A 19,658-nucleotide genomic window follows, 5' to 3' on the forward strand; every position below is an offset into this window, starting at 1 on the left:
GAGGCCGGGTCGCCCGTGGGTGGGACCGAGGTCACATCGCCTCGCGCAACGCCCTCAAGCGGAGGGCGATCAGCCCCACGTCCTCCAGGGTGCCGGACGCCACCTCGATGACAAGCTTGTACGCCTCGTCCTGATCGACGTTGAGCATCTCGGTGCCGTTGACGTCGAGGAAGACGACGGTGCACATCCACGCCATGCGCTTGTTGCCGTCGACCAGAGGGTGGTTCTCGGCCAGCGACTGAAGCAGCGCCGCAGCCTTCTCGAAGAGGTCCGTGTACGCCTCGACACCGAACATCTGCGACTGGGGACGGTGGACGGCCGAGCTGAGCAGCCCCAGGTCACGCACGGCGACCTGCGTCTGCTCCCCGCACGCCAGCTCCGCCAGGTCCAGGACCTCCTGGACCCTCAGGTACTTCATCTACTCCCCCAGCCTCCGCAGCAGATCGGCGTGACCCGCCGCGTACTTCGCCCCCAGGCGACGAACCGTGGTCCGGTCGGCCTCCTGCTCCAGATACCGGTCGATCGCCTGAAGGACTATGGCGTGCATACTGCGCCCCTCCTCCTCGGCACGCAGCTTGAGCGCCTCCTGCTGGTCGTCACGCAGACGAAGATTCATAGCCATACCACAACGGTACCGCCAGTGGGGCCACTGTGGTACCAGATCAGGTGGACGCCCGTATCCGCGTAGTCACCCACGCCCCCACCAACGCCACCCCCGCCATCGGCAGGAACACCGCGGCGAACGCGGCTGGATGCGAGCCGGACGTCCCCGTCGCCGCGTGGCTCACCGCTCCGCCGCCGAGCGCTGCGAAGGCCGCGCCACCCGCCGCCAGCAGCACCACGTTGGAGAGGGCGTCGGAGATCTGGAGGGCGGCGGAGTTGCTGCCGGCCTCCTTCGGGGCGGAGAGGTGGAGCAGGAGCACACTGGTGGAGGAGATCACCAGGCCCATCCCGAAGCAGCCGAAGGCCCAGGCGACGGCCACGGTCCAGGCCGGCACGGAGTCGATGAGCACGCTCGGCGCGACGGCGATCGCGGCGGCCACCAGCACCATGCCCAGCGTCATCAGCCGTTCCCGGTACGGCTCCACCCGCGGCCGCGACTGCACCCACGACCCCAGCGCCCACGTCCCGCCGCCCGCCGCGAGCGAGAACCCGGCCAGCGTCGGCGACAGCCCCCGCTGGGTGACCAGCATCAGCGGTACGAAGGACTCGGCGGCGATGAACGAGCCCGCGGCGACACCGCGCAGCAGCACGACGGACGGCAGTCCGCGCGCCGCCCGATAGGTACCGCGCGGAAGCAGCCCGAGCACGGCCGGCACGAGGAGGGCGGCGCCCGCGACACCGGGTATCAGCGACAGCCACCGCAGGTCCTGGGCGGCGTACTGGAGAAGGCCCGCACCCAGCGAGATACCGAGGGCGAGACGGATACGGCGCCGGTCGAAGGACGCCGTGCCCGCGGAGCCGTCGACGGCCCCGGCCGCCCGGCGCCGTATCTGCGGCAGCGCGAGTGCCAGTGGAAAGACCACCAGGACCGGGATCCCGACGAACACCCACCGCCACCCCAGATGCTCGGTCACCGCGCCCGAGGCGAGCGGCCCCACGATCGACGGCACGACCCAGCTCGCCGCGAACGCCGCCATGATCGCCGGCCGCAGCCGCTCGGGATACACCCGCCCGACCACGACGTACAACGCAACGATGACCAGCCCGCCCCCGAGCCCCTGCACGGCCCTCCCGAGGATGAACAGCCACATCGCCCCCGCGGTCCCCGACAACAGCAACCCGGCCCCGAACGCCGCGATCCCCGTCGTCAACGCCCCGAGCGGCCCCCGTCGGTCCGACCACTGCCCGGACAGCACCATCCCGAACAGACTCGTCGTGAAGTACCCCGAGAACGCGAACGCGTACAACGACACCCCGTCCAGCTCCCGCGCCGCCACCGGCATCGCCGTCCCCACGGCCGTCGCCTCGAACGCGATGAGCAGCACGACGGAGACGATCCCGATACTCAGCGCCCGGAACTCCCGCCCCAGCACCCCCTCCTCACGCCCACCGACCACCGACGGCACGGCATCATCGTCAACACGAGCATCACGGGGTCCCAGACTGGCCATCCCGCCAGAGTAAGGGCCGAAGCGGCCGTTGACCCCTGTCCCAGGAACCCCCTTGCTTGAGACCTTGGTCGTACGACCGCCTCGCGGCCAGCCCGTTCATGAACGGCGTATGGCAGTCCCGTTGCAGCGACCGCGATTCCCTTGAGCCGGTGTCTCAGGCCGCCGTACGGTCGGTTCACCGAGTTCGGAACGGGGCCCAGCACCCCGCCGAGAACACGGCCGTGTGCCCGAGTGGTTGAGGGACTCGCCTGCAAAGCGAGTTACGCGGGTTCGATTCCCGCCACGGCCTCCAGCGCCTGCACAGGCGGTACGGCAGTACGAAGGGGCGGCACCTCTCCGATGTGAGGGGGCCGCCCTTTCGGCTGTCCCGCACGGAGATCAGGCCGGGGACAGCAAGTGGGTCGTCGGGTCCTGGAGGAGGTCTGTCCAGTAGTGCCAGTCGGTGCCGGTGCCGGTGGGGTCGACTGTGGAGAGGACCTGGATCATCAGCATCGCGAGGTGGTCGTAGGTGTCCGTCGTCAGACGGGGGTCGAGGGTGCGCTCGTGGTGGAGGAGCCAGAGGGTGAAGGCCAGGGTGGAGACGTCGGTGTTGAGGGGGCGGAGGGTGCGCTCGGGGGCGTTCCAGTGCAGGACCGTGCCTGTGGTGCCGTCGAGCAGCAGGGTGTTGCCCTCCGTGAGGTCGCCGAGGCGTATCAAGTGGTCGGCGCGGTCGGGGAGCTGGGCGTCGAAGTCGTCGGCGTGGTGCTCGGCGAGGGTCGCCAGCGGTGCGTCCGAGTCGAGGTGGAAGAGGAAGCCGTCCTCGGGGAGGCCGGTTTCGCGGAGGAAGCGGCGGGTGGGCTCGTGGGTGAGGGTCGGGGGGAAGTCGACGTCCTCGAAGCGTGCCACGCGGCCCTGGCCGAACTCCTGGTCCAGCAGGCGGAGGGGGAGGTCGACGGCGAGCCCGGAGACCCGGCCCGGGCCGGCGACCAGGGACAGGGGGCGGATGAGGGCCGCCAGCTTCCAGAACGGCGGCACCTCGCCGTTCGTCCCCTCCTCGAAGAGCGTGAGCAGGTGGTGTGAGGCCTGTGCGACCGCCTTCTGGCCGAAGCGCCCGGCGTAGGAGGCGAACTGGCCGCGCAGGGCCGCCAGTTCGTCGGTCGCCGCCGCGAACCGCACCAGCTTCTCCAGCGAGGGCGCCAGCGGGCTGCGGCCCATCAGGTCGGGGCGGTCGTGGAGGAAGGACGTCGTCGAGATCTCGCCCGTCCCGCCGTCCAGCAGGACCGACCCCCGCTCCAGGCCGTCGGCGCCCAGCAGTCCGCCCATCACCAGCTGATCCCGCAGGTCGGCGGCCAGGCGGTCCGGGGCACCGGTCGAGTCCGCCACCGTCCGCAGGCCCGCCCGCTCCAGCTCCGTGAAGGTGAACAGGCCGCTGTCGTACGGCAGTCCGGGCCCCGTCAGCCAGCGGCGCGTCGGTGTGTGCGTGACGTACGGATCCAGTTCAGCCTCGGTCAGTCTGATCGCCCTCACGGCGGCTTCGATCATCTCCACGTGCTCCCCGGCCGTCCGGCCCGCCCACTCCCCCACGAACCCACCCATGTACTCCCCCGCATGTGCTCGCTTGCCGTCCCGCCCACCCCGGGGCACGCACGGCCGAGCAGGCCCGGCAGCGCGTCTCCCACTGCCCAGAACACTACGCGCCACCACTGACAACGCCCCGGAATCCGACGACGCCCCGGAACACGCCGACGCTCCCCGCACCGGAGGACGCTCAGGCCACCCTCGCCCGTTCCCTCCCCGCCAGGATCTTCTCCACCGTTTCCGCGACGGTCAGTTCGGAGGTGTCCAGCCAGAGGCCGATCCGCGGGGTCGACGCACGCAGGACCTCGTCCAGTGCCGGAACCGTCCAGGCGGCCCCGTCGTAGCCCGTCTTCGCCCGGTCCGCCTCCCGGGCGGCCACCGTCTCGGCCCGCGGCGCCAGGACCACGACGTACAGCGGGCGGGTGCGGACCAGTTCGACGTACGCCGTCAGGTGCGCGCCCAGCACCACGTCCTGCACGACGGCCGTGAACCCGGCGCGCGCGTACGCGTCCGCCGTGGTCGCCGACAGCCGGTACCGCAAAAGGAGTTGGTCCTCGGCCTCGCCGTCGGCACCGGGGCCGTACTCCGTGCGCCCCGACACGATCATCCGCCGGAAGACGTCACCGCGCACATGTGCGGCCCTGGGCAGTTGCTCCGCCAGCGCCTGCGCCACCGTCGACTTGCCGGCCGCCATCACTCCGGTGACCAGGACAACGCCGTTCACCCGAAGTAGACGCCGCCCGCCACGACCACGGTCGCCGCCACCAGGAACAGCAGGACCCACAGCACCACCTTGCCGACGCCCGGCGGCGGTTCGTACCGCGGCTGGTCCTCGGGGCCCGTCCCGGGCCGGGTCTCGGGTGTACTCACTGTGCCGTCACCACCGCCGCCTGAGGCCTGATCGGCAGCCGGTTCACCGGCCGCCCCGTGGCGGCGCGCACCGCGGAGGCGATGGCCGCCGGGGAGGTCACCACCGGTACCGCGCTGGCCGCCTTCGCTCCGAAGGGGGCGACCACGTCACGCTCCTCGACCAGTTTCACGATCCGGATGTCCGGGGTGTCGAGGGCCGTGGGCAACGCGTACCCGGTGAGGTCGGGATGGCGGATCACCCCGCGCGCGCTGCGCAGGTTCTCGGTGAGCGCGATCCCCACGCCCTGGGTGACGCCCGCCTCGATCCGGGCCGTCAGCTGGGCCGGGTTGAGCACCCGGCCGACGTCCTGGGCGAGCGCGAGCTCGACCACCCGGACGGAGCCCAGTTCGATGTCGACGTCGACGACCGCGCGGATCGCGCAGAACGCCATGCCCACGAAGGCGTCGCCCTGGCCGGCCTCGTCGAGGGGCTCGGTCGGGTGGGGGCGGCACTGGGCGGTCGCCCACAGTTCCTTGCCGTCCATGGCCTCGGTGACGGTGGTCGACAGGACTCCGTCGTACGAGGTGATCTTGCCGTCGGTGATCTGGAGCAGCTCGGTGGACATGCCGAACTTGTGCGCCAGGGGCTGGAGGAGCTGCGTACGGACCATCTTGGCCGCGCGTTCGACCGCGCCGCCGGACACCCAGGTGTGGCGGCCGTGGCAGCTCGCGCCGGCCGGCGGCTGGTCGGTGTCGACGGGGGCCACGTGGACCTCGTCGATGCCGAGTGTCTCCTGGACGATCTGCCGGGCCAGTGTGGTGAAGCCCTGGCCGGTCTCGACGGCCGCGCACAGCACCGTCGCCACGCCGTCCTGGACCCGGACGGTCGCCGTGGAGACCTCGTCGGCGCCCTCGGCGCCCAGCATGTGCACCATGCCGAGGCCGTAGCCGACGCCCCGGCGGATGGCGCCCGGTTCGCCCGCGCCTTCGAGGCCGCCGGGCAGCAGCCACTCCTCCTCGGGGGTGTCCTTCGGCAGCGGCGGCAGCGGGAAGTCCCGGACGGCCTGCAACAACTCCGCCACCGGCGCGGGGCAGGTCACCGTCTGGCCGGTCGGCAGGACGTCGCCGGTCGCCATGACGTTGCGCAGGCGCAGTTCCGCGGGGTCCAGGCCCAGCTTCTTGGCGAGCTTGTCCATCTGCGCCTCGTAGGCGGCGCACACCTGCATGGCGCCCTCGCCGCGCACATGGCCCGAGGGCGGGTTGTTGGTGCGTACGGCCCAGCCCTCGATGAAGGCGTTCGGGACGACGTAGGGACCGCAGGCGAAGGAGACGGCGGCGGCCAGCGACTCCGAGGAGGCGTCGCCGTAGGCGCCCGCGTCGAGCAGGATCTGCGCCTCCACCTTCACCAGCCGGCCCTCGGAGTCGGCGTGGTGGCGGTACCGGAGCAGGGTCGGGTGTCTGTGCGCGTGGCCGAGGAAGGACTCCTCGCGCGTAGCCGTGAGTTTGACCGGGCGTCCGGTCTTCAACGCCAGCAGGCCGAGCGGGAGCTGGAAGCCCTGGTCCTCGCGGTCGGCGGTGGCGCCGGGGACGCCGGTGACGACCACCTTCACGCGCTCCGGTTCCAGGCCGTAGCAGGAGGCGGCCGCGTCGCGGTCGCTGTGCGGGTCGGTGGAGGCGACGTACAGCTCGACCCCGCCGTCGGGGCGTGGCACGGCGAGGCCGGCCTCCGCGCCGATGGGGGCGGGGTCCTGGCGGCCGATGCGGTACAGGCCCTCGACGACGATGTCGCCGGCCGCCTCCGGGTCGCCGTGGTGCAGCGGGATGTGCCGGATCAGGTTGCCGTCGGGGTGCAGGGGCTCGGCCTCGAAGGCCTGCTCGGGGTCGGTCACCGGGTCGAGCACCTCGTACTCGACGATGACGGCGGCGGCGGCCATGCGGGCGGTGTCGGGGTGGTCGGCTGCGACGGCCGCGAGGGGCTCGCCGTGGTGGCGCACGACCTCGGAGGCGAAGACCGGACGGTCGGATCTGCCGCGGCCGCGCACCGGGTCGCCGGGCACGTCCTCGTGGGTGACGACGGCTCGTACGCCGGGCATCTCGCGCGCGTGGGAGGTGTCGATGGACACGACGCGCGCGTGCGGGTGCGGTGAGCGCAGGACGGCCGCCCACAGCAGGCCCTCGGCCCACAGGTCGGCCGCGTACGGGAAGGTGCCCTCGGTCTTGGCGCGGGCGTCGGCGGCCGGCAGGGACGCGCCGAGGCCGTGCGGGATCGGCTCGGGGGCGGGGGCTGCCTCCGCGGCGGTGGTCGCGGTGGCGGCTTCGTTGCTCACGCCTGGCCTCCGTCCTGTCCGGGTCCGTTGCCGGACCCGTTCCCGTACGCCTGGTCATGCGGTCGGGCCGGTTCGAACGCGGACGGGTTGACGCCACCCGCACCAGGACCCGCCTGATGCGGAATACGTGCCGCGTCCCCGTCCGTCTCACTCTCCGCCGCGGAGTGCGCCTCGCGTTCGGCGACGACCTCCTGGACGGCGTCCACGACTCCGCGGTAGCCGGAGCAGCGGCACAGGTTGCCGCACAGCGCCTGGCGGGTCTCCCGCTCGGTCGGCGCCGGGTTGCCCTCCAGCAGGTCGTGCACGGTCATCGCCATGCCGGGCACGCAGAAGCCGCACTGCACGGCCCCGCACCGGGCGAGCGCCCGCTGCACGTCCGAGGGCTGTCCGTCGACGGCCAGACCCTCGACGGTACGGACCTCGCTGCCGGCCGCGGTCACGGCCGGTACCAGGCAGGACGCCACGAGCCGGCCGTCGACCTGGACGTTGCAGGCCCCGCACTCGCCCTGCGAGCAGCCGTCCTTGGCGCCCGCGAGGCCGAGCCGCTCGCGCAGCACGTAGAGCAGCGACTCGCCGATCCACGCGTCGGTGACGGGCCGGTCGACGCCGTTGACCCGCAGGACGTAGGAGGCCAGGGGGTGTTCCTCGCCCGGCATCGAGGGCGCGGCGGCGTCCGCGGACTCCGCGCCGTCGGCCTCCGGCTCCGCCTGCTCGGCCTCCGCGCCGGCCTCACCGGCTCCCTCGGCGGCCGCTACGACGGTCTCCTCGCCCTCCGCGGCGGCCTCGGGGTGCTCGGCGGCCTCCATGGCCTCACCGGCCTCGTGAGCGGCCTGCGAGGCCTCTACGACGGCTGCGGCGGACGCTTCGGCACGGGCCTCGGCGGGTGGCTGCTCGGGTGGGAGCGGCTGAGGGTGCTCGGGCGCGTGTGCCTGGGGCCGCTCGGGAGCGTGCGGGCCGGGCTGCTCGCGCTCGGTGCCGACGGGGCCGGGCTCCACGGGCGCGTGGGCGTCGGGCGCGGGCTGCTCCCGGTGGTAGCTCTCCGGCCCGGGGGCCTGTGGCGCGTGGCGGTCCGGCGCGTGCAGGTCCGCGGCGGGCAGGTCCGGGGAATGGCGCTCGTCCGGGTGCCGCTCCGCCGGGGGCGCGACGGGCGGCATGACACCGAAGACCGAAGCCTCCTGGCCGGACGCGCCGCCGAAAGCCGCAGCCTCCTGGCCGGGCACACCGTCGAATTCCGCCGACCGCTCGGGCCCGGGCCCGCCGTCCGCGGGCCGTCCGTGCGCGAACTCGGAGCCGCCGGGCCGGTCGTGGCCCGGACCGACCGGCTGCCCGTAGCCGTGCCCGTTGCCGGTGGGTTCACCGGTGCCGTGGCCCGCCGCGGGGTCTGCTCCCGGGGCCTGGTCCGCCGTGCCGGGCGGCTGCCCCCACGGCTGGCCCGTCGGCTCGGTCGCCCAGGGGGCGGACGCGCCGCCGGGGAGCGTGGCCGGCGGGGTGCCGCCCCACTGCTCGACCAGGGACGACGTGGTGAACTCGCCCGATTCGTCCGGGAGATCGCCTCCGGCGACGGGGATGGACCACTGTCCGGTCACGTCGTGGCCGGGGGCCGGAGCGGCCTGGGCGGAGTCCGCCGCGGTCGTCTCCTCGAAGTTCCAGTGGCCGGTGGCGGCCGGGTCGTACGTGAACCGGTCGTCCCCGGGGCCCTGGGGCACCGCGTTCGGGTCGGGCCACTGGGTGCTCCCGGCCGGGGGCGCGGCGGGCATCGCCCAGGAGCCCGTGCCCGCCGGGTCGGTGCCCGCGGAGCCGGCCTGGTTCGACGCTATCTGCGGTGGCACGTACCCGTGACCGGGCGCGGCCAGCGGGGTGTCGGCGCTGGCCAGGAGGGCGTCGACGCCCCCTTCGGGAAGTTTCACGAAGGCGGTGGCGCCGTCGTCGTAGTCGCCCTGGGGCAGCGGGTCCCAGCGGCCCGGGCTGCGGGGCGTGCCCTCCTGGTGCTGGTCGTCGGTCACGACAGCGCCCTCCCCAGTGCTCGTCGGGCCAGTGCGGCGACGGTGCGCCGCAGGTGCAGTACGGCGGGCGGATGCTGCGATACGGAGCCGTCCTCGGCCGGCGCCATGTCGGGGATGCAGGCGGCGGAGACGTACTCGCCGAAGGCGTTCAGCGCCTCCGGGACGATCGCGCGGCCGTTGTCCCAGTCGATCAGCCGGGCGACCCACTGCTCGGCCTCCAGGGGCCTGAGCGGCATCGGCGCTATGGCGCCGACGGCGCACCTGACTCCGCGCCGGGCGGGGTCGAGGACCAGGGCGACCGAGGCCATGGCCCGGCCGGGGCCGGTACGGCCGGTGGCCTTGAGGAAGACCTGCGGGGCGTGCAGCAGCGGCACGCGCACGTAGCCGATGAGTTCGCCGGCGCGCAGCATCTCCATGCCCGCCAGCAGGTGCGAGACGGGCATCTCGCGGCGGGCTCCGCCCGGGCCCGCGATGATCAGGGTCGCCTCCAGGGCGGCCAGCACGGGAAGCGCGTCCCCGGTGGGGGCCGCGGAGGCGATGTTGCCGCCGAGGGTGCCCGCGTTGCGGATCTGCGGCGGGCCCGCGGCACGCGCGGCGGCGGCGAGCGCCGGGATCAGGGCCGCGAAGTCGGGGCGGCCCATCCGCGCGTGGGTGAGACCGGCGCCGAGCAGGGCGTGGCCGTCCTGGTACTGCCAGCCGCGGATCTCGCTGATCTTGCCGAGGCCCACCAGGGCGGCGGGCCTGAGCTGTCCGGAGTTGACGGCGGCCATCAGGTCGGTGCCACCCGCCACGGGGACCGCGGCGGGCATGGCGATGAGGGCCGCCACCGCCTCGTCCAGCGTCGTGGGCAGGGTGACGGCCTGCGCCGCCTGCGGTGCGTGCGTGGTCAAACCGGCTGCCCCTTCCCGCTGCCCCACCTGGTCCCAGCTGGTCCCGCCTGTTGCTGCCGTACGGTACGTGCTGACAGGGCGGACGTGGCAACTCTGGCACATCTTCGCAGGACCCGAAGAACGGGGTCCGCTAGGAGGCATTCGCCCACCTCACCAGCGAGTGGTCCGTTTTCTCACGAGATCATCGGTGCGCGCGAATTGCCACTCTTCGGTGATGCTTGCGACGGTTTTCCCCTACCTGTTCGGGGAGCGGGCCGCCTGTTCGGTGAGGGCTACCTTTCCGGGGGCGCCCCCTCGATCGGGCGGCCGAGCACACCGGGCCGCCGCTGCCACGGCAACGGTCCCGCCGGTGGCCGGTAGCCGACCCCCAGGGCGTCAAGTCGCCCGTAGTGCGCGGCCATCCGCCGCTCGAAGCCGGCGAAGTCCCGCTCCGCCGGGGCGGGCAGGCCGCTCCAGGCCACCTCGGCGAAGGCCGCGAGCCGGGGGAAGGTCTGGTAGTCCACGCGCCCCTGGTCCTCCATCGCCTCGGTCCACACGTTGGCCTGCGCGCCGAGGACGTGCCGGGCCTCCTCGGGCGTCAACTCCGGTGGAACGGGCTCGAACCGATAGACGTCCTCCAGGGTGCGGACGTAGCCGATGGGAACCGGCTCGTCCGGGCCCGCGTGCTGCCGGTGGTCCAAGTAGACCTGCTGCTCGGGGCACATGACCACGTCGTGGCCGGCCCGCGCGGCGACGATCCCGCCCTGGTATCCGCGCCACGAGGAGACGGCCGCCCCCTCGGCGAGCCCGCCCTCCAGGATCTCGTCCCAGCCGATGAGCCTGCGCCCGCGCGCGGAGAGCCACTTGTCGAAGTGACCGATGAACCACGACTGCAGGGCGTCCTCGTCGGCGAGGCCGAGTTCCTGGATGCGGGCCTGCACGGTGGGCGACTCCCGCCACTGCTCCTTGGCGCATTCGTCGCCGCCGATGTGAATGAACTCGGAGGGGAACAGCTCCAGCAGTTCCTCGAACACCCCCTCGTAGAAGCGCAGGGTGTTGTCAGTGGGGGCGAGTACGTTCAGAGAGACGCCCCAGTTGTCCCAGACCGAGAGGGAGGCCGTGTCGATGACATCGGTGTTGCCGAGTTCCGGGTACGCGGCGATGGCGGCCTGCGAGTGGCCGGGTACGTCGATTTCGGGGACGACGGTGATATGCCGCTCGGCGGCGTAGGCGACGATCTCCCGGATGTCGTCCTGGGTGTAGAAGCCACCGTGCGGCTTCTCCTCCCACAGCGGTGAGGCCCGGTGGCCGAATTTCGTGCGCGCCCGCCAGGAGCCCACCTCGGTGAGCCGGGGGTACCTCTTGATCTCGATCCGCCAGCCCTGGTCGTCCGTCAAGTGGAAGTGGAAGACGTTGAGTTTGTGGGCCGCCATCAGATCCAGGTAGCGCAGGACGCCGTCCTTGGACATGAAGTGGCGTGAGACGTCGAGCATCAGGCCGCGCCAGCGGAATCGGGGGCCGTCCTCGACGGTGACGTGCGGCACGGCCCAGGTGCGGTCGCGGTCGACCGGGGCCCTGCGGTAGGCGTCGGGGCCGAGGAGCTGCCGCAGTGTCTGGGCACCCCAGAACACGCCGGCCGCGCTGCCGCCCTCGATGAGGACGCCGTCGCCGCCACTGACGAGGCGGTACTCCTCGGGGCCGAGTCCGGGGTCGAGCCGGAGCCCGATGCCGTCGCCCTCGGCCTCGGCGAGCTCTCGCGCCTCGTGCAGGGGCAGGCCGGTGGACTGCCGGAGGGCGGTGCGCAGCCAGTGGCCGACGCCCTCCGTCCCGGTACCGGCGTGGAGCCGGGAGTGGGCGGTCAGCCGCACCTCGCCGGAACCGGCGAGGACGCCACGGGGCAGCGGGATCAGTTCGGTCATGTCAGTCCTTTACCGCTCCGCCCAGTCCCGAGACCAGTCGTCGCTGTACGAGTACGAAGAAGATCAGCACCGGAATCGTCATCACCGTGGAGGCCGCCATCACACCGCCCCAGTCCGGCTCGTCCGGTTTGAAGAACACCAGCAGGGCCATGGGCAGGGTCGACTGCGAGGTGTCGCTGATGATGAACGACTTGGCGAACAGGAAGTCGTTCCAGGCGGAGATGAAGGAAAACACGCTGGTGGCCACCAACCCGGGGAAGACCAGCGGGAAAAGGATCTGCCACAGGAATCGCGCCCGGCTCGCCCCGTCGATGTACGCGGCCTCCTCCAGCGCCTCCGGGACGGCTTTCACGAAACCCCGCAGCATCCAGATCGCGAAGGGCAGCGAGAAGGCGATGTGGGGCAGGATCAGGGAGCCCAGCGTGTTCAGCTGTCCGGCGTCCCGCATGAGGAAGAACAAGGGGATCGTCAGGGCCTCCACGGGCACCATCTGGGCCACCAGAAACATGATCAGCAAGGTGGTCCGGAAGCGGAACCGGAATCGCGTCACGGCGGTCGCCGCGAGAAACGCGATCAACGCCGAGACGATCACGACAGTGACCGCCACGATCACACTGTTGAGGAAGTAACGGCCGAATTCCTGCTGCTCGAAGACGCGTCGGAAGGAGTCCAGGGAGGGTGACAGAGTCCACGGCCGCGGCTCGGAGGACTCGATCTCCCCGGCCGGTTTGAAGGCGCCGAGCACCATCCAGTAGAGGGGGAAGGCGACGACGACCGCGATCAGCAGCGCCGAGGCCTCGGCGGCCAGCCGCCACGGGCGCCGCACCTGGGCACGGAGAAGATTCACAGTTCCTCCCCCTGGCGCCGCAGCAGCCGCAGGTACACCAGCGTGGCCGCGAGCAGGATCAGCAGCATCACCACGCCGATCGCCGAGCCGAGGCTGTACTGCGAGGACGCGAAGGCCTGTTGGTAGGCGTAGACGTTCAGGACGAGGTTCTGCTGGGCGATGCCGCCGCCGTTGGTCATGACGTAGATCTGCGTGAAGATCTTGAAGTCCCAGATCACCGACTGGATCGTGACGACGGTCAGGATCGGCCGCAGCATCGGCGCGAGCACCGACCGCCAGATCCGCCACTGCGAGGCACCGTCCAGCGCGGCGGCCTCCAGCACCTCGCCCGGGACGGCGCGGATACCGGCGTACACCGTCACCATCACGAACGGGAAGGAGCACCACACCACTTCGAGCAGCACGAGGAAGAACGCGCTGAACCGCCCGTACGTCCACGAGTGGTCACCGAGGCCGAGGATCCTGTTCACCGGCCCGAAGTCCGGGTCGAACAGAAACAGCCACACCGTCGATCCGGTCACCGCCGGTGTCGCCCACGCCCCCAGCGCCGCCATCATCAACGCCAGCCGCGGTACCGCCCGCACCCGCGTCAGCAGCACGGCCGACGCACACCCGACGGCGAGCGTCGACACCACACACGCCGCCGCGAACACCACGGTCGCCAGCAGCACCTGCCAGAACTGCGGATCCCCGAACAGCTCGGTGTAGTTGGCGAGCCCCCGAAAGGTGGTGGGTTCTCCGCCACTGACCTGGGCCTGCGTGTACTGGAAGAACGAGATCAACCCGAGCTGGTAGATGGGGTAGACGAGCAGCCCACCAAGGACGACAAGAGCAGGCGCGAGATAAATCCAAGGGGCACCACCCCCACCCCAGGGGCGCGGGGAACTGCGCGACCAGCCACGGCCGACCGGCACCCGCACACGCCCCGACCCCCCACCCCCGTAGGCGCGCCGCTCATCCGGCGGAGCCAAACGCCGCGTCCATCTTCTTCGCCGCGTCCTTCGAAGCCACCCCCACACTCGCCTTACCGCTGATCACCGACTGGAACATCGTCGGCAGCACCAGCGACGAGTCGATCTGCGCCCACGCCGGCGACGCGGGCACGAACTTGGTCCCCGCGGCCAGCGTCTCGGCGAACGGCTTCACATACGGCTCCCTGGCCGCCGCCTCCTGCCGTACGTCCCCGAACGTCGGCAGGAACCCCATCGCGTCGAACATCGACGCCTGCGTCTTCTTCGACGTCAGCTGCTCCATCAGCTCGACCGCGAGCGTCCGGTGCCCCGTGCTCTTGAGCACGCCGATGTTGTTGCCCCCGGCGAACGCGGGAGCGATCGACCCGGCGGAGACCCCCGGCAGCGGCACCACCGCGTACTTCCCCTTGACCTTCCCGGCCTCCACGGCGGTGTGGCTGAAGTCGCCCCCGATCGCCATCCCGGCCTTGCCGGCGGCGAACGCGGTGATCGTGTCGTTGCCGCCCATGCCGGCGCACTTGGCGGCCGGGCAGTTGTCGTCACCGAACAGCGACGTGTAGGCCTTGATGCCCTTCTGGGCGGCGGCGCTGTCGATGGCGGAGGCGTACGACCCGCCCTTGCCGGTGGCGAGTTCACCGCCGCCCGCCCAGATGAACGGCATCGCGCCGTACGTGTAGGCGCCGCCGACGACGAGGCCGTACAGGTCGGGCTTCGCGGCCCGGATCTCGCGGGCGGTGGAGGCCAGTTCGGCCATGGTTCTCGGGACGTCCAGGCCGAGTTCCTCGAAGACGTCCGTGCGGTAGTACAGGGCGCGGACGCCGACGTAGAAGGGCGAGCCGTAGACCTTGCCGTCCACGGTGACCGACTGCCTGGCGGTGGGGTCGGTGTCCTTGGACTCGCTCCAGGCGCCGAACTCCTTGGTGACGTCGAGGAGTCCGCCGTCCTTCACATAGCCGGCGGTGTCGGTGTTGCCGTACTCCATGACGTCGGGGGCGGAGGCCGGGTCGTTGAAGGCGGCCTTCACCCGTTGGGCGCGGGTCTCGACGGGGATGTACTCGACCTCGACCTTGGTGTCCTTGTGGGCCTTCCGGAAGTCGGTGACGACGGAGTCGACGACCTTCTCCTTGGGCTTGTTGCCGACCTCCTGGAAGAGCCAGACGCGCAGGGTGCCGGTCTTCTCGTCCTTGTCGGAGGAGGTGTTGTCGGAGGTCTGGGGGGCGCAGGCCGTGACGACCAGGGCGGCCAGCAGAAGGGCGGGGAGACGGGGAGAGAGCTTCATGGAGTGATCCTCCGGACGTGCGTTGCAACATATGCAATGACGGTTTCGCTCTGCACAACGCATGGAGGCTATGGACTACATGAACATGTCCGCAAGAGGTCTCAACCACTTCGTGACACACGAAGGCCCCCGGACGCACCGCGGTGCGTCCGGGGGCCTTCGTGACCTCAGCCCGAACCTCGGCCGGAGCCCCGGCGGGTGGGGGCTACTTGTCGCCGCCGCCCTTGCCGTTGCCGTTGTCGTCGCCGGAGCCCATGGACTCGTAGATCTCCTTGCACATGGGACAGACCGGGTACTTCTTCGGGTCGCGGCCCGGCACCCAGACCTTGCCGCACAGCGCCACGACGGGAGTCCCGTCGAGGGCGCTCGCCATGATCTTGTCCTTCTGGACGTAGTGGGCGAAGCGCTCGTGGTCGCCGTCACCATGGGAGACCTGCGGCGTCGGCTCTACGAGGGTTCCCGTACCAGTCCCGCGCTGCGGCTGGGTCTCAGGCTCAAGAGTGCTCATAAATTCCTAGGGTACTGAAGCTCACACGCATCAGTTGAGCGAAGGGTCGTCCGGGTACGTGGCCACCATCGCGAGCTCGTTGCGCTGACGGCGCAGGACCTCGCGCCAGAGTCTTTCCGGCGACGGGGAGGAGACGTCACCGGGCTCGGACTCGACGACGTACCAGGCGCCCTCCACCAGCTCGTCCTCCAGCTGGCCGGGGCCCCAGCCGGCGTATCCGGCGAAGATCCTCAGGGATCCCAGGGCCGAGGCGAGCAGCTCCGGCGGTGCCTCCAGGTCGACCAGACCGATCGCGCCGTGCACCCGGCGCCAGCCGAGCGGGGCCCGGTCGACGGATCCGCCGCCCGGGATGACGGCGACGCCGAGCGCCGAGTCCAGGGAGACCGGGCCGCCCTGGAAGACGACACCGGGTTCACCGGCGAGATCCGCCCAGCCCTCCAGGATGTCGCCCACGTCCACCGGAGTGGGCCGGTTGAGGACGACACCGAGGGAGCCCTCCTCGTCGTGGTCGAGAAGGAGCACCACCGCACGGTCGAAGTTCGGGTCCGCCAGGGCGGGCGTTGCCACGAGCAACCGCCCTGTGAGCGAGGACACCTCGGTCATGCCAGACATGATCCCGCATCTTCCCGTGAAGTGGGGAGGCAATGCGCCTACGGCAGTGGATGCAGCTCAGAGCGCACCGATGCGCCCCACGCGCACGCACCACGCCGGTGACGGCATGTGCCCGAAGCGGAACGGTTCGTGTTGTGACACAGCTATGACGTTCCCGCACCGCACTTGGGCTTACGGAAGGGGGGGCGGCGGCGATTACCCTTTCCCTTCTGGCCCTGCCCGACTCATCGGAACGCGAGATACATGACCGTCAACGGCAATGACGACGTACTGCTCGTCCACGGCGGAACCCCGCTGGAGGGCGAGATCCGTGTCCGCGGTGCGAAGAACCTCGTACCGAAGGCCATGGTCGCCGCACTGCTCGGCAGCTCGCCAAGCCGACTGCGCAATGTTCCGGACATCCGCGACGTGCGTGTCGTACGCGGTCTGCTCCAGCTGCACGGGGTGACGGTCCGTCCGGGTGAGGAGCCGGGCGAACTCGTGATGGACCCCACCCACGTCGAGAGCGCCAACGTCGCCGACATCGACGCCCACGCGGGGTCGAGCCGCATCCCGATCCTCCTCTGCGGCCCGCTGCTGCACCGACTGGGCCACGCGTTCATCCCCGGCCTCGGCGGCTGCGACATCGGCGGCCGGCCCATCGACTTCCACTTCGAGGTGCTGCGCCAGTTCGGCGCGACCATCGAGAAGCGCGCCGACGGGCAGTTCCTCCAGGCGCCGCGCCGGCTGCGCGGTACGAAGATCCGGCTGCCGTACCCGTCCGTGGGCGCGACCGAGCAGGTGCTGCTCACCGCGGTCCTCGCCGAAGGTGTCACCGAGCTCTCGAACGCGGCCGTGGAGCCGGAGATCGAGGACCTCATCTGTGTGCTCCAGAAGATGGGCGCCATCATCGCGATGGACACCGACCGCACCATCCGCGTCACCGGTGTGGACTCGCTCGGCGGCTACAACCACAAGGCCCTCCCGGACCGCCTGGAGGCCGCCTCGTGGGCGTCCGCGGCGCTGGCGACCGAAGGCAACATCTACGTCCGCGGCGCCCAGCAGCGGTCGATGATGACGTTCCTGAACACCTACCGGAAGGTGGGGGGTGCCTTCGAGATCGACGACGAGGGCATCCGCTTCTGGCACCCCGGCGGCCAGTTGAAGTCCATCGCGCTCGAAACGGACGTCCACCCGGGCTTCCAGACGGACTGGCAGCAGCCGCTGGTCGTGGCGCTCACCCAGGCCACGGGTCTGTCGATCATCCACGAGACGGTCTACGAGTCCCGCCTCGGCTTCACCTCCGCGCTGAACCAGATGGGTGCTCACATCCAGCTGTACCGCGAGTGCCTGGGCGGCTCGAACTGCCGCTTCGGCCAGCGCAACTTCCTCCACTCGGCGGTCGTCTCCGGCCCCACCAGGCTCCAGGGCGCCGACCTGGTCATCCCCGACCTCCGCGGCGGCTTCTCCTACCTGATCGCCGCACTGGCCGCCCAGGGCACCTCCCGCGTCCACGGCATCGACCTCATCAACCGCGGCTACGAGAACTTCATGGAGAAGCTCGTGGAGCTGGGCGCGAAGGTCGAACTGCCGGGCAAGGCACTCGGATAGCCCACACCCCGAGCACGGCTCACTGAGCACGGCTCTTGATACGACGATGGGGCGGCCACCCTCAGGTGGTCGCCCCATTCGCGTTACCGAGCCTCGTACGCAGGTCCCGTCGCGTACGCGAAGGCTTACTTGCCCTTGGCGGCTTCCTTGAGCTTGCTGCCCGCGGAGACCTTGACGCTGTAGCCGGCCGGGATCTGGATCGGGTCGCCGGTCTGCGGGTTGCGCGCGGTGCGAGCGGCACGGTGGGTGCGCTCGAAGGTCAGGAAGCCGGGGATGGTGACCTTCTCGTCGCCCTTGGCGACGATCTCGCCGACGGTCTCGGCGAACGCGGCCAGAACGGCGTCGGCGTCCTTGCGGGTCACCTCGGCGCGGTCGGCCAGCGCGGCCACCAGCTCACTGCGGTTCATGTTGTTACTCCCGTGTCTAACTTGCCGTTGAGGCGTGCCACGCGGCGGAGCCGCATGTCAGGCGCTGCGAAAGCCGATGCTGCCAGGGTCCTCGGTGAGTCCCCGGACCCGGGTCCGTCGTCAGACCCTCGCGCCCAGGGACGCATCCTGCCCCTACCTGCGGCGGGAAAGCCAATCCGGCACCCCCAGGAGTCACTGGAACACCCTGGGAGTCACACGAAAAGCGGGGCCGGAGCCTGGCGACACGATAAACGCGGTTCAGCGGCGCCCGGTTCCGCGACGCGCCGATGCAAGGCCTTGCCGTGGCGATCCTCACAACCCCGGCCACCCGAGTGGAGTCCCGACCGACCGTCAGGCCGTCGCGCCCGCCGCCTTGGCCGCGTCCCGCACCGCACCGGCCACCGCGCCCGCGACCTTGTCGTTGAAGACGCTCGGAATGATGTAGTTCGGGTTCAGCTCGTCCTCGGTGACCACGTCGGCGAGGGCCTTCGCCGCCGCGATCATCATCTCGGTGTTCACCGTGCGGGACTGGGCGTCCAGCAGGCCGCGGAAGACACCCGGGAAGACCAGCACGTTGTTGATCTGGTTCGGGAAGTCGGAGCGGCCGGTGGCCACGACGGCCGCGGTCTGGCGGGCGATCGCCGGGTCGACCTCGGGGTCGGGGTTCGCGAGCGCGAAGACGATGGCGTCGTCGGCCATGCCGGCCACGTCGTCGCCGTCGAGCACGTTGGGCGCCGAGACGCCGATGAAGACGTCCGCGCCGCGCACCGCCTCCTTGAGCGTGCCGGTGAGGCCCTCGGGGTTGGTGTTGTCGGCGATCCAGCGCAGCGGCGAGTCCGCGGCCGCGTCGACGAGGTCCTCGCGGCCGGCGTGCACGACACCGTGGATGTCGGCGACGACGGCGTTCTTCACGCCCGCGGCGATCAACAGCTTGAGGATGGCCGTACCGGCCGCGCCTGCACCGGACATGACGACCCGGATGTTCTCGATCGCCTTGCCGGCGACGCGGAGCGCGTTCGTCAGGGCCGCGAGGACGACGATCGCCGTGCCGTGCTGGTCGTCGTGGAAGACGGGGATGTCGAGGGCCTCGCGCAGCCGGGCCTCGATCTCGAAGCAGCGGGGCGCGGAGATGTCCTCCAGGTTGATGCCCGCGAAGCCGGGGGCGATCGCCTTGACGATCTCGACGATCGCGTCGGTGTCCTGGGTGTCCAGGCACAGCGGCCAGGCGTCGATGCCGGCGAACCGCTTGAAGAGGGCCGCCTTGCCCTCCATGACCGGCAGGGCGGCCTTGGGGCCGATGTTGCCGAGGCCCAGCACGGCCGAGCCGTCCGTCACGACCGCAACGGAGTTGCGCTTGATGGTGAGGCGGCGGGCGTCCTCGGGGTTCTCTGCGATGGCCATGCAGACGCGGGCGACACCCGGCGTGTAGATCATCGAGAGGTCGTCACGGTTGCGGATCGGGTGCTTGGACTGCATCTCGATCTTGCCGCCGAGGTGCATGAGGAACGTACGGTCGGAGACCTTGCCGAGGGTGACGCCCTCGATGCCACGCAGCTGCTCGACGATCTCGTCCGCGTGCGACGTGGAGGTCGCCGCGATGGTGACGTCGATACGAAGCTTCTCGTGGCCGGACGCGGTCACGTCGAGGCCGGTCACCGAGCCTCCGTGGGACTCCACGGCCCCGGTGAGCTGCGAGACCGCGGTTCCGCTCGCGGGCACCTCCAGCCGGACCGTCATCGAGTAGGAGACGCTGGGCGCCGTTGCCATGGCCGACTTCCTCTGCTTTCACCTGTGCTGTGGGATGCC

18 protein-coding genes and 1 tRNA gene are annotated in these 19,658 nt (G+C 71.1%); 2 read left to right on the forward strand and 17 right to left on the reverse strand.

Annotated features, from left to right (window positions below; translation table 11 throughout):
- Positions 1-31 precede the first annotated feature (31 nt).
- Genes SLINC_RS17545 through SLINC_RS17555 form a run of 3 tightly spaced genes read right to left on the reverse strand, consistent with a single transcriptional unit; the run spans position 32 to position 2,114 of the window.
- Positions 32-418, reverse strand: coding sequence for a type II toxin-antitoxin system death-on-curing family toxin (locus SLINC_RS17545; RefSeq protein WP_067433568.1), 387 nt, complete (start codon positions 416-418; stop codon positions 32-34).
- A complete protein-coding gene (locus SLINC_RS17550; RefSeq protein ID WP_067445450.1) occupies positions 419-616 on the reverse strand; it encodes an Arc family DNA-binding protein in 198 nt (65 codons plus the stop codon).
- 46 nt (positions 617-662) lie between these two features.
- Positions 663-2,114: an MFS transporter gene (locus SLINC_RS17555; RefSeq protein WP_079164576.1), complete on the reverse strand. Its 1,452-nt coding sequence runs from the start codon at positions 2,112-2,114 to the stop codon at positions 663-665.
- Positions 2,115-2,331: 217 nt separating this feature from the next.
- Here SLINC_RS17555 and SLINC_RS17560 point away from each other — a divergent pair.
- Positions 2,332-2,406: transfer RNA gene (locus tag SLINC_RS17560), tRNA-Cys, on the forward strand.
- A gap of 86 nt (positions 2,407-2,492) precedes the next feature.
- On the opposite strand, the gene SLINC_RS17565 is transcribed toward SLINC_RS17560, so the two are convergent.
- From SLINC_RS17565 to SLINC_RS17615, 12 genes are all read right to left on the reverse strand, one after another.
- On the reverse strand, positions 2,493-3,689 hold the full coding sequence (locus SLINC_RS17565) for an SUKH-4 family immunity protein (protein ID WP_079164577.1): 1,197 nt from the start codon (positions 3,687-3,689) through the stop codon (positions 2,493-2,495).
- A 172-nt stretch (positions 3,690-3,861) separates the two neighbouring features.
- Complete coding sequence (locus SLINC_RS17570; protein WP_067433574.1) at positions 3,862-4,395, reverse strand: AAA family ATPase; 534 nt, start codon at positions 4,393-4,395, stop codon at positions 3,862-3,864.
- On the reverse strand, positions 4,392-4,541 hold the full coding sequence (locus tag SLINC_RS48515; RefSeq protein ID WP_170068275.1) for a hypothetical protein: 150 nt from the start codon (positions 4,539-4,541) through the stop codon (positions 4,392-4,394). The genes SLINC_RS17570 and SLINC_RS48515 overlap by 4 nt, the downstream gene beginning before the upstream one ends.
- Positions 4,538-6,847, reverse strand: a complete 2,310-nt coding sequence (locus SLINC_RS17575) for a xanthine dehydrogenase family protein molybdopterin-binding subunit (protein WP_067433577.1) — start codon at positions 6,845-6,847, stop codon at positions 4,538-4,540. The genes SLINC_RS48515 and SLINC_RS17575 overlap by 4 nt, the downstream gene beginning before the upstream one ends.
- The gene (locus SLINC_RS17580; protein WP_067433580.1) at positions 6,844-8,850 is read right to left on the reverse strand and encodes a 2Fe-2S iron-sulfur cluster-binding protein; all 2,007 of its coding nucleotides are present in this window, start codon (positions 8,848-8,850) and stop codon (positions 6,844-6,846) included. The genes SLINC_RS17575 and SLINC_RS17580 overlap by 4 nt, the downstream gene beginning before the upstream one ends.
- Positions 8,847-9,740: an FAD binding domain-containing protein gene (locus tag SLINC_RS17585; RefSeq protein ID WP_067433583.1), complete on the reverse strand. Its 894-nt coding sequence runs from the start codon at positions 9,738-9,740 to the stop codon at positions 8,847-8,849. Before SLINC_RS17585 ends, SLINC_RS17580 begins: the two co-directional genes overlap by 4 nt.
- Positions 9,741-10,012: 272 nt before the next feature.
- Positions 10,013-11,638, reverse strand: coding sequence for a beta-N-acetylhexosaminidase (locus SLINC_RS17590; protein WP_067433586.1), 1,626 nt, complete (start codon positions 11,636-11,638; stop codon positions 10,013-10,015).
- A 1-nt stretch (position 11,639) separates the two neighbouring features.
- Positions 11,640-12,485, reverse strand: a complete 846-nt coding sequence (locus SLINC_RS17595; RefSeq protein WP_067433589.1) for a carbohydrate ABC transporter permease — start codon at positions 12,483-12,485, stop codon at positions 11,640-11,642.
- Complete coding sequence (locus SLINC_RS17600) at positions 12,482-13,399, reverse strand: carbohydrate ABC transporter permease (RefSeq protein ID WP_079165127.1); 918 nt, start codon at positions 13,397-13,399, stop codon at positions 12,482-12,484. The genes SLINC_RS17595 and SLINC_RS17600 overlap by 4 nt, the downstream gene beginning before the upstream one ends.
- 40 nt (positions 13,400-13,439) lie before the next feature.
- A complete protein-coding gene (locus SLINC_RS17605) occupies positions 13,440-14,735 on the reverse strand; it encodes an extracellular solute-binding protein (protein WP_067433591.1) in 1,296 nt (431 codons plus the stop codon).
- A gap of 205 nt (positions 14,736-14,940) precedes the next feature.
- Complete coding sequence (locus SLINC_RS17610) at positions 14,941-15,243, reverse strand: DUF3039 domain-containing protein (RefSeq protein ID WP_067433594.1); 303 nt, start codon at positions 15,241-15,243, stop codon at positions 14,941-14,943.
- Positions 15,244-15,273: 30 nt separating this feature from the next.
- Positions 15,274-15,846 carry a YqgE/AlgH family protein gene (locus SLINC_RS17615; protein ID WP_067433597.1) on the reverse strand — a complete coding sequence of 191 codons (573 nt, stop codon included), beginning with the start codon at positions 15,844-15,846 and terminating at the stop codon, positions 15,274-15,276.
- Between the two features lie 252 nt (positions 15,847-16,098).
- Between SLINC_RS17615 and murA the strand changes: the two genes are divergently transcribed.
- Entirely contained in the window at positions 16,099-17,445 is a 1,347-nt protein-coding gene (murA, locus tag SLINC_RS17620) for a UDP-N-acetylglucosamine 1-carboxyvinyltransferase (RefSeq protein ID WP_067433600.1), read from the forward strand.
- Positions 17,446-17,570: 125 nt separating this feature from the next.
- Here the strand turns inward: murA and SLINC_RS17625 are convergent, their stop codons facing one another.
- On the reverse strand, positions 17,571-17,852 hold the full coding sequence (locus SLINC_RS17625; RefSeq protein WP_007382399.1) for an HU family DNA-binding protein: 282 nt from the start codon (positions 17,850-17,852) through the stop codon (positions 17,571-17,573).
- 351 nt (positions 17,853-18,203) lie between these two features.
- Positions 18,204-19,619, reverse strand: a complete 1,416-nt coding sequence (locus SLINC_RS17630) for an NAD-dependent malic enzyme (RefSeq protein WP_067433603.1) — start codon at positions 19,617-19,619, stop codon at positions 18,204-18,206.
- Positions 19,620-19,658 lie beyond the last annotated feature (39 nt).

This window comes from Streptomyces lincolnensis (genome assembly GCF_001685355.1).
GTDB classification, from domain to species: domain Bacteria; phylum Actinomycetota; class Actinomycetes; order Streptomycetales; family Streptomycetaceae; genus Streptomyces; species Streptomyces lincolnensis.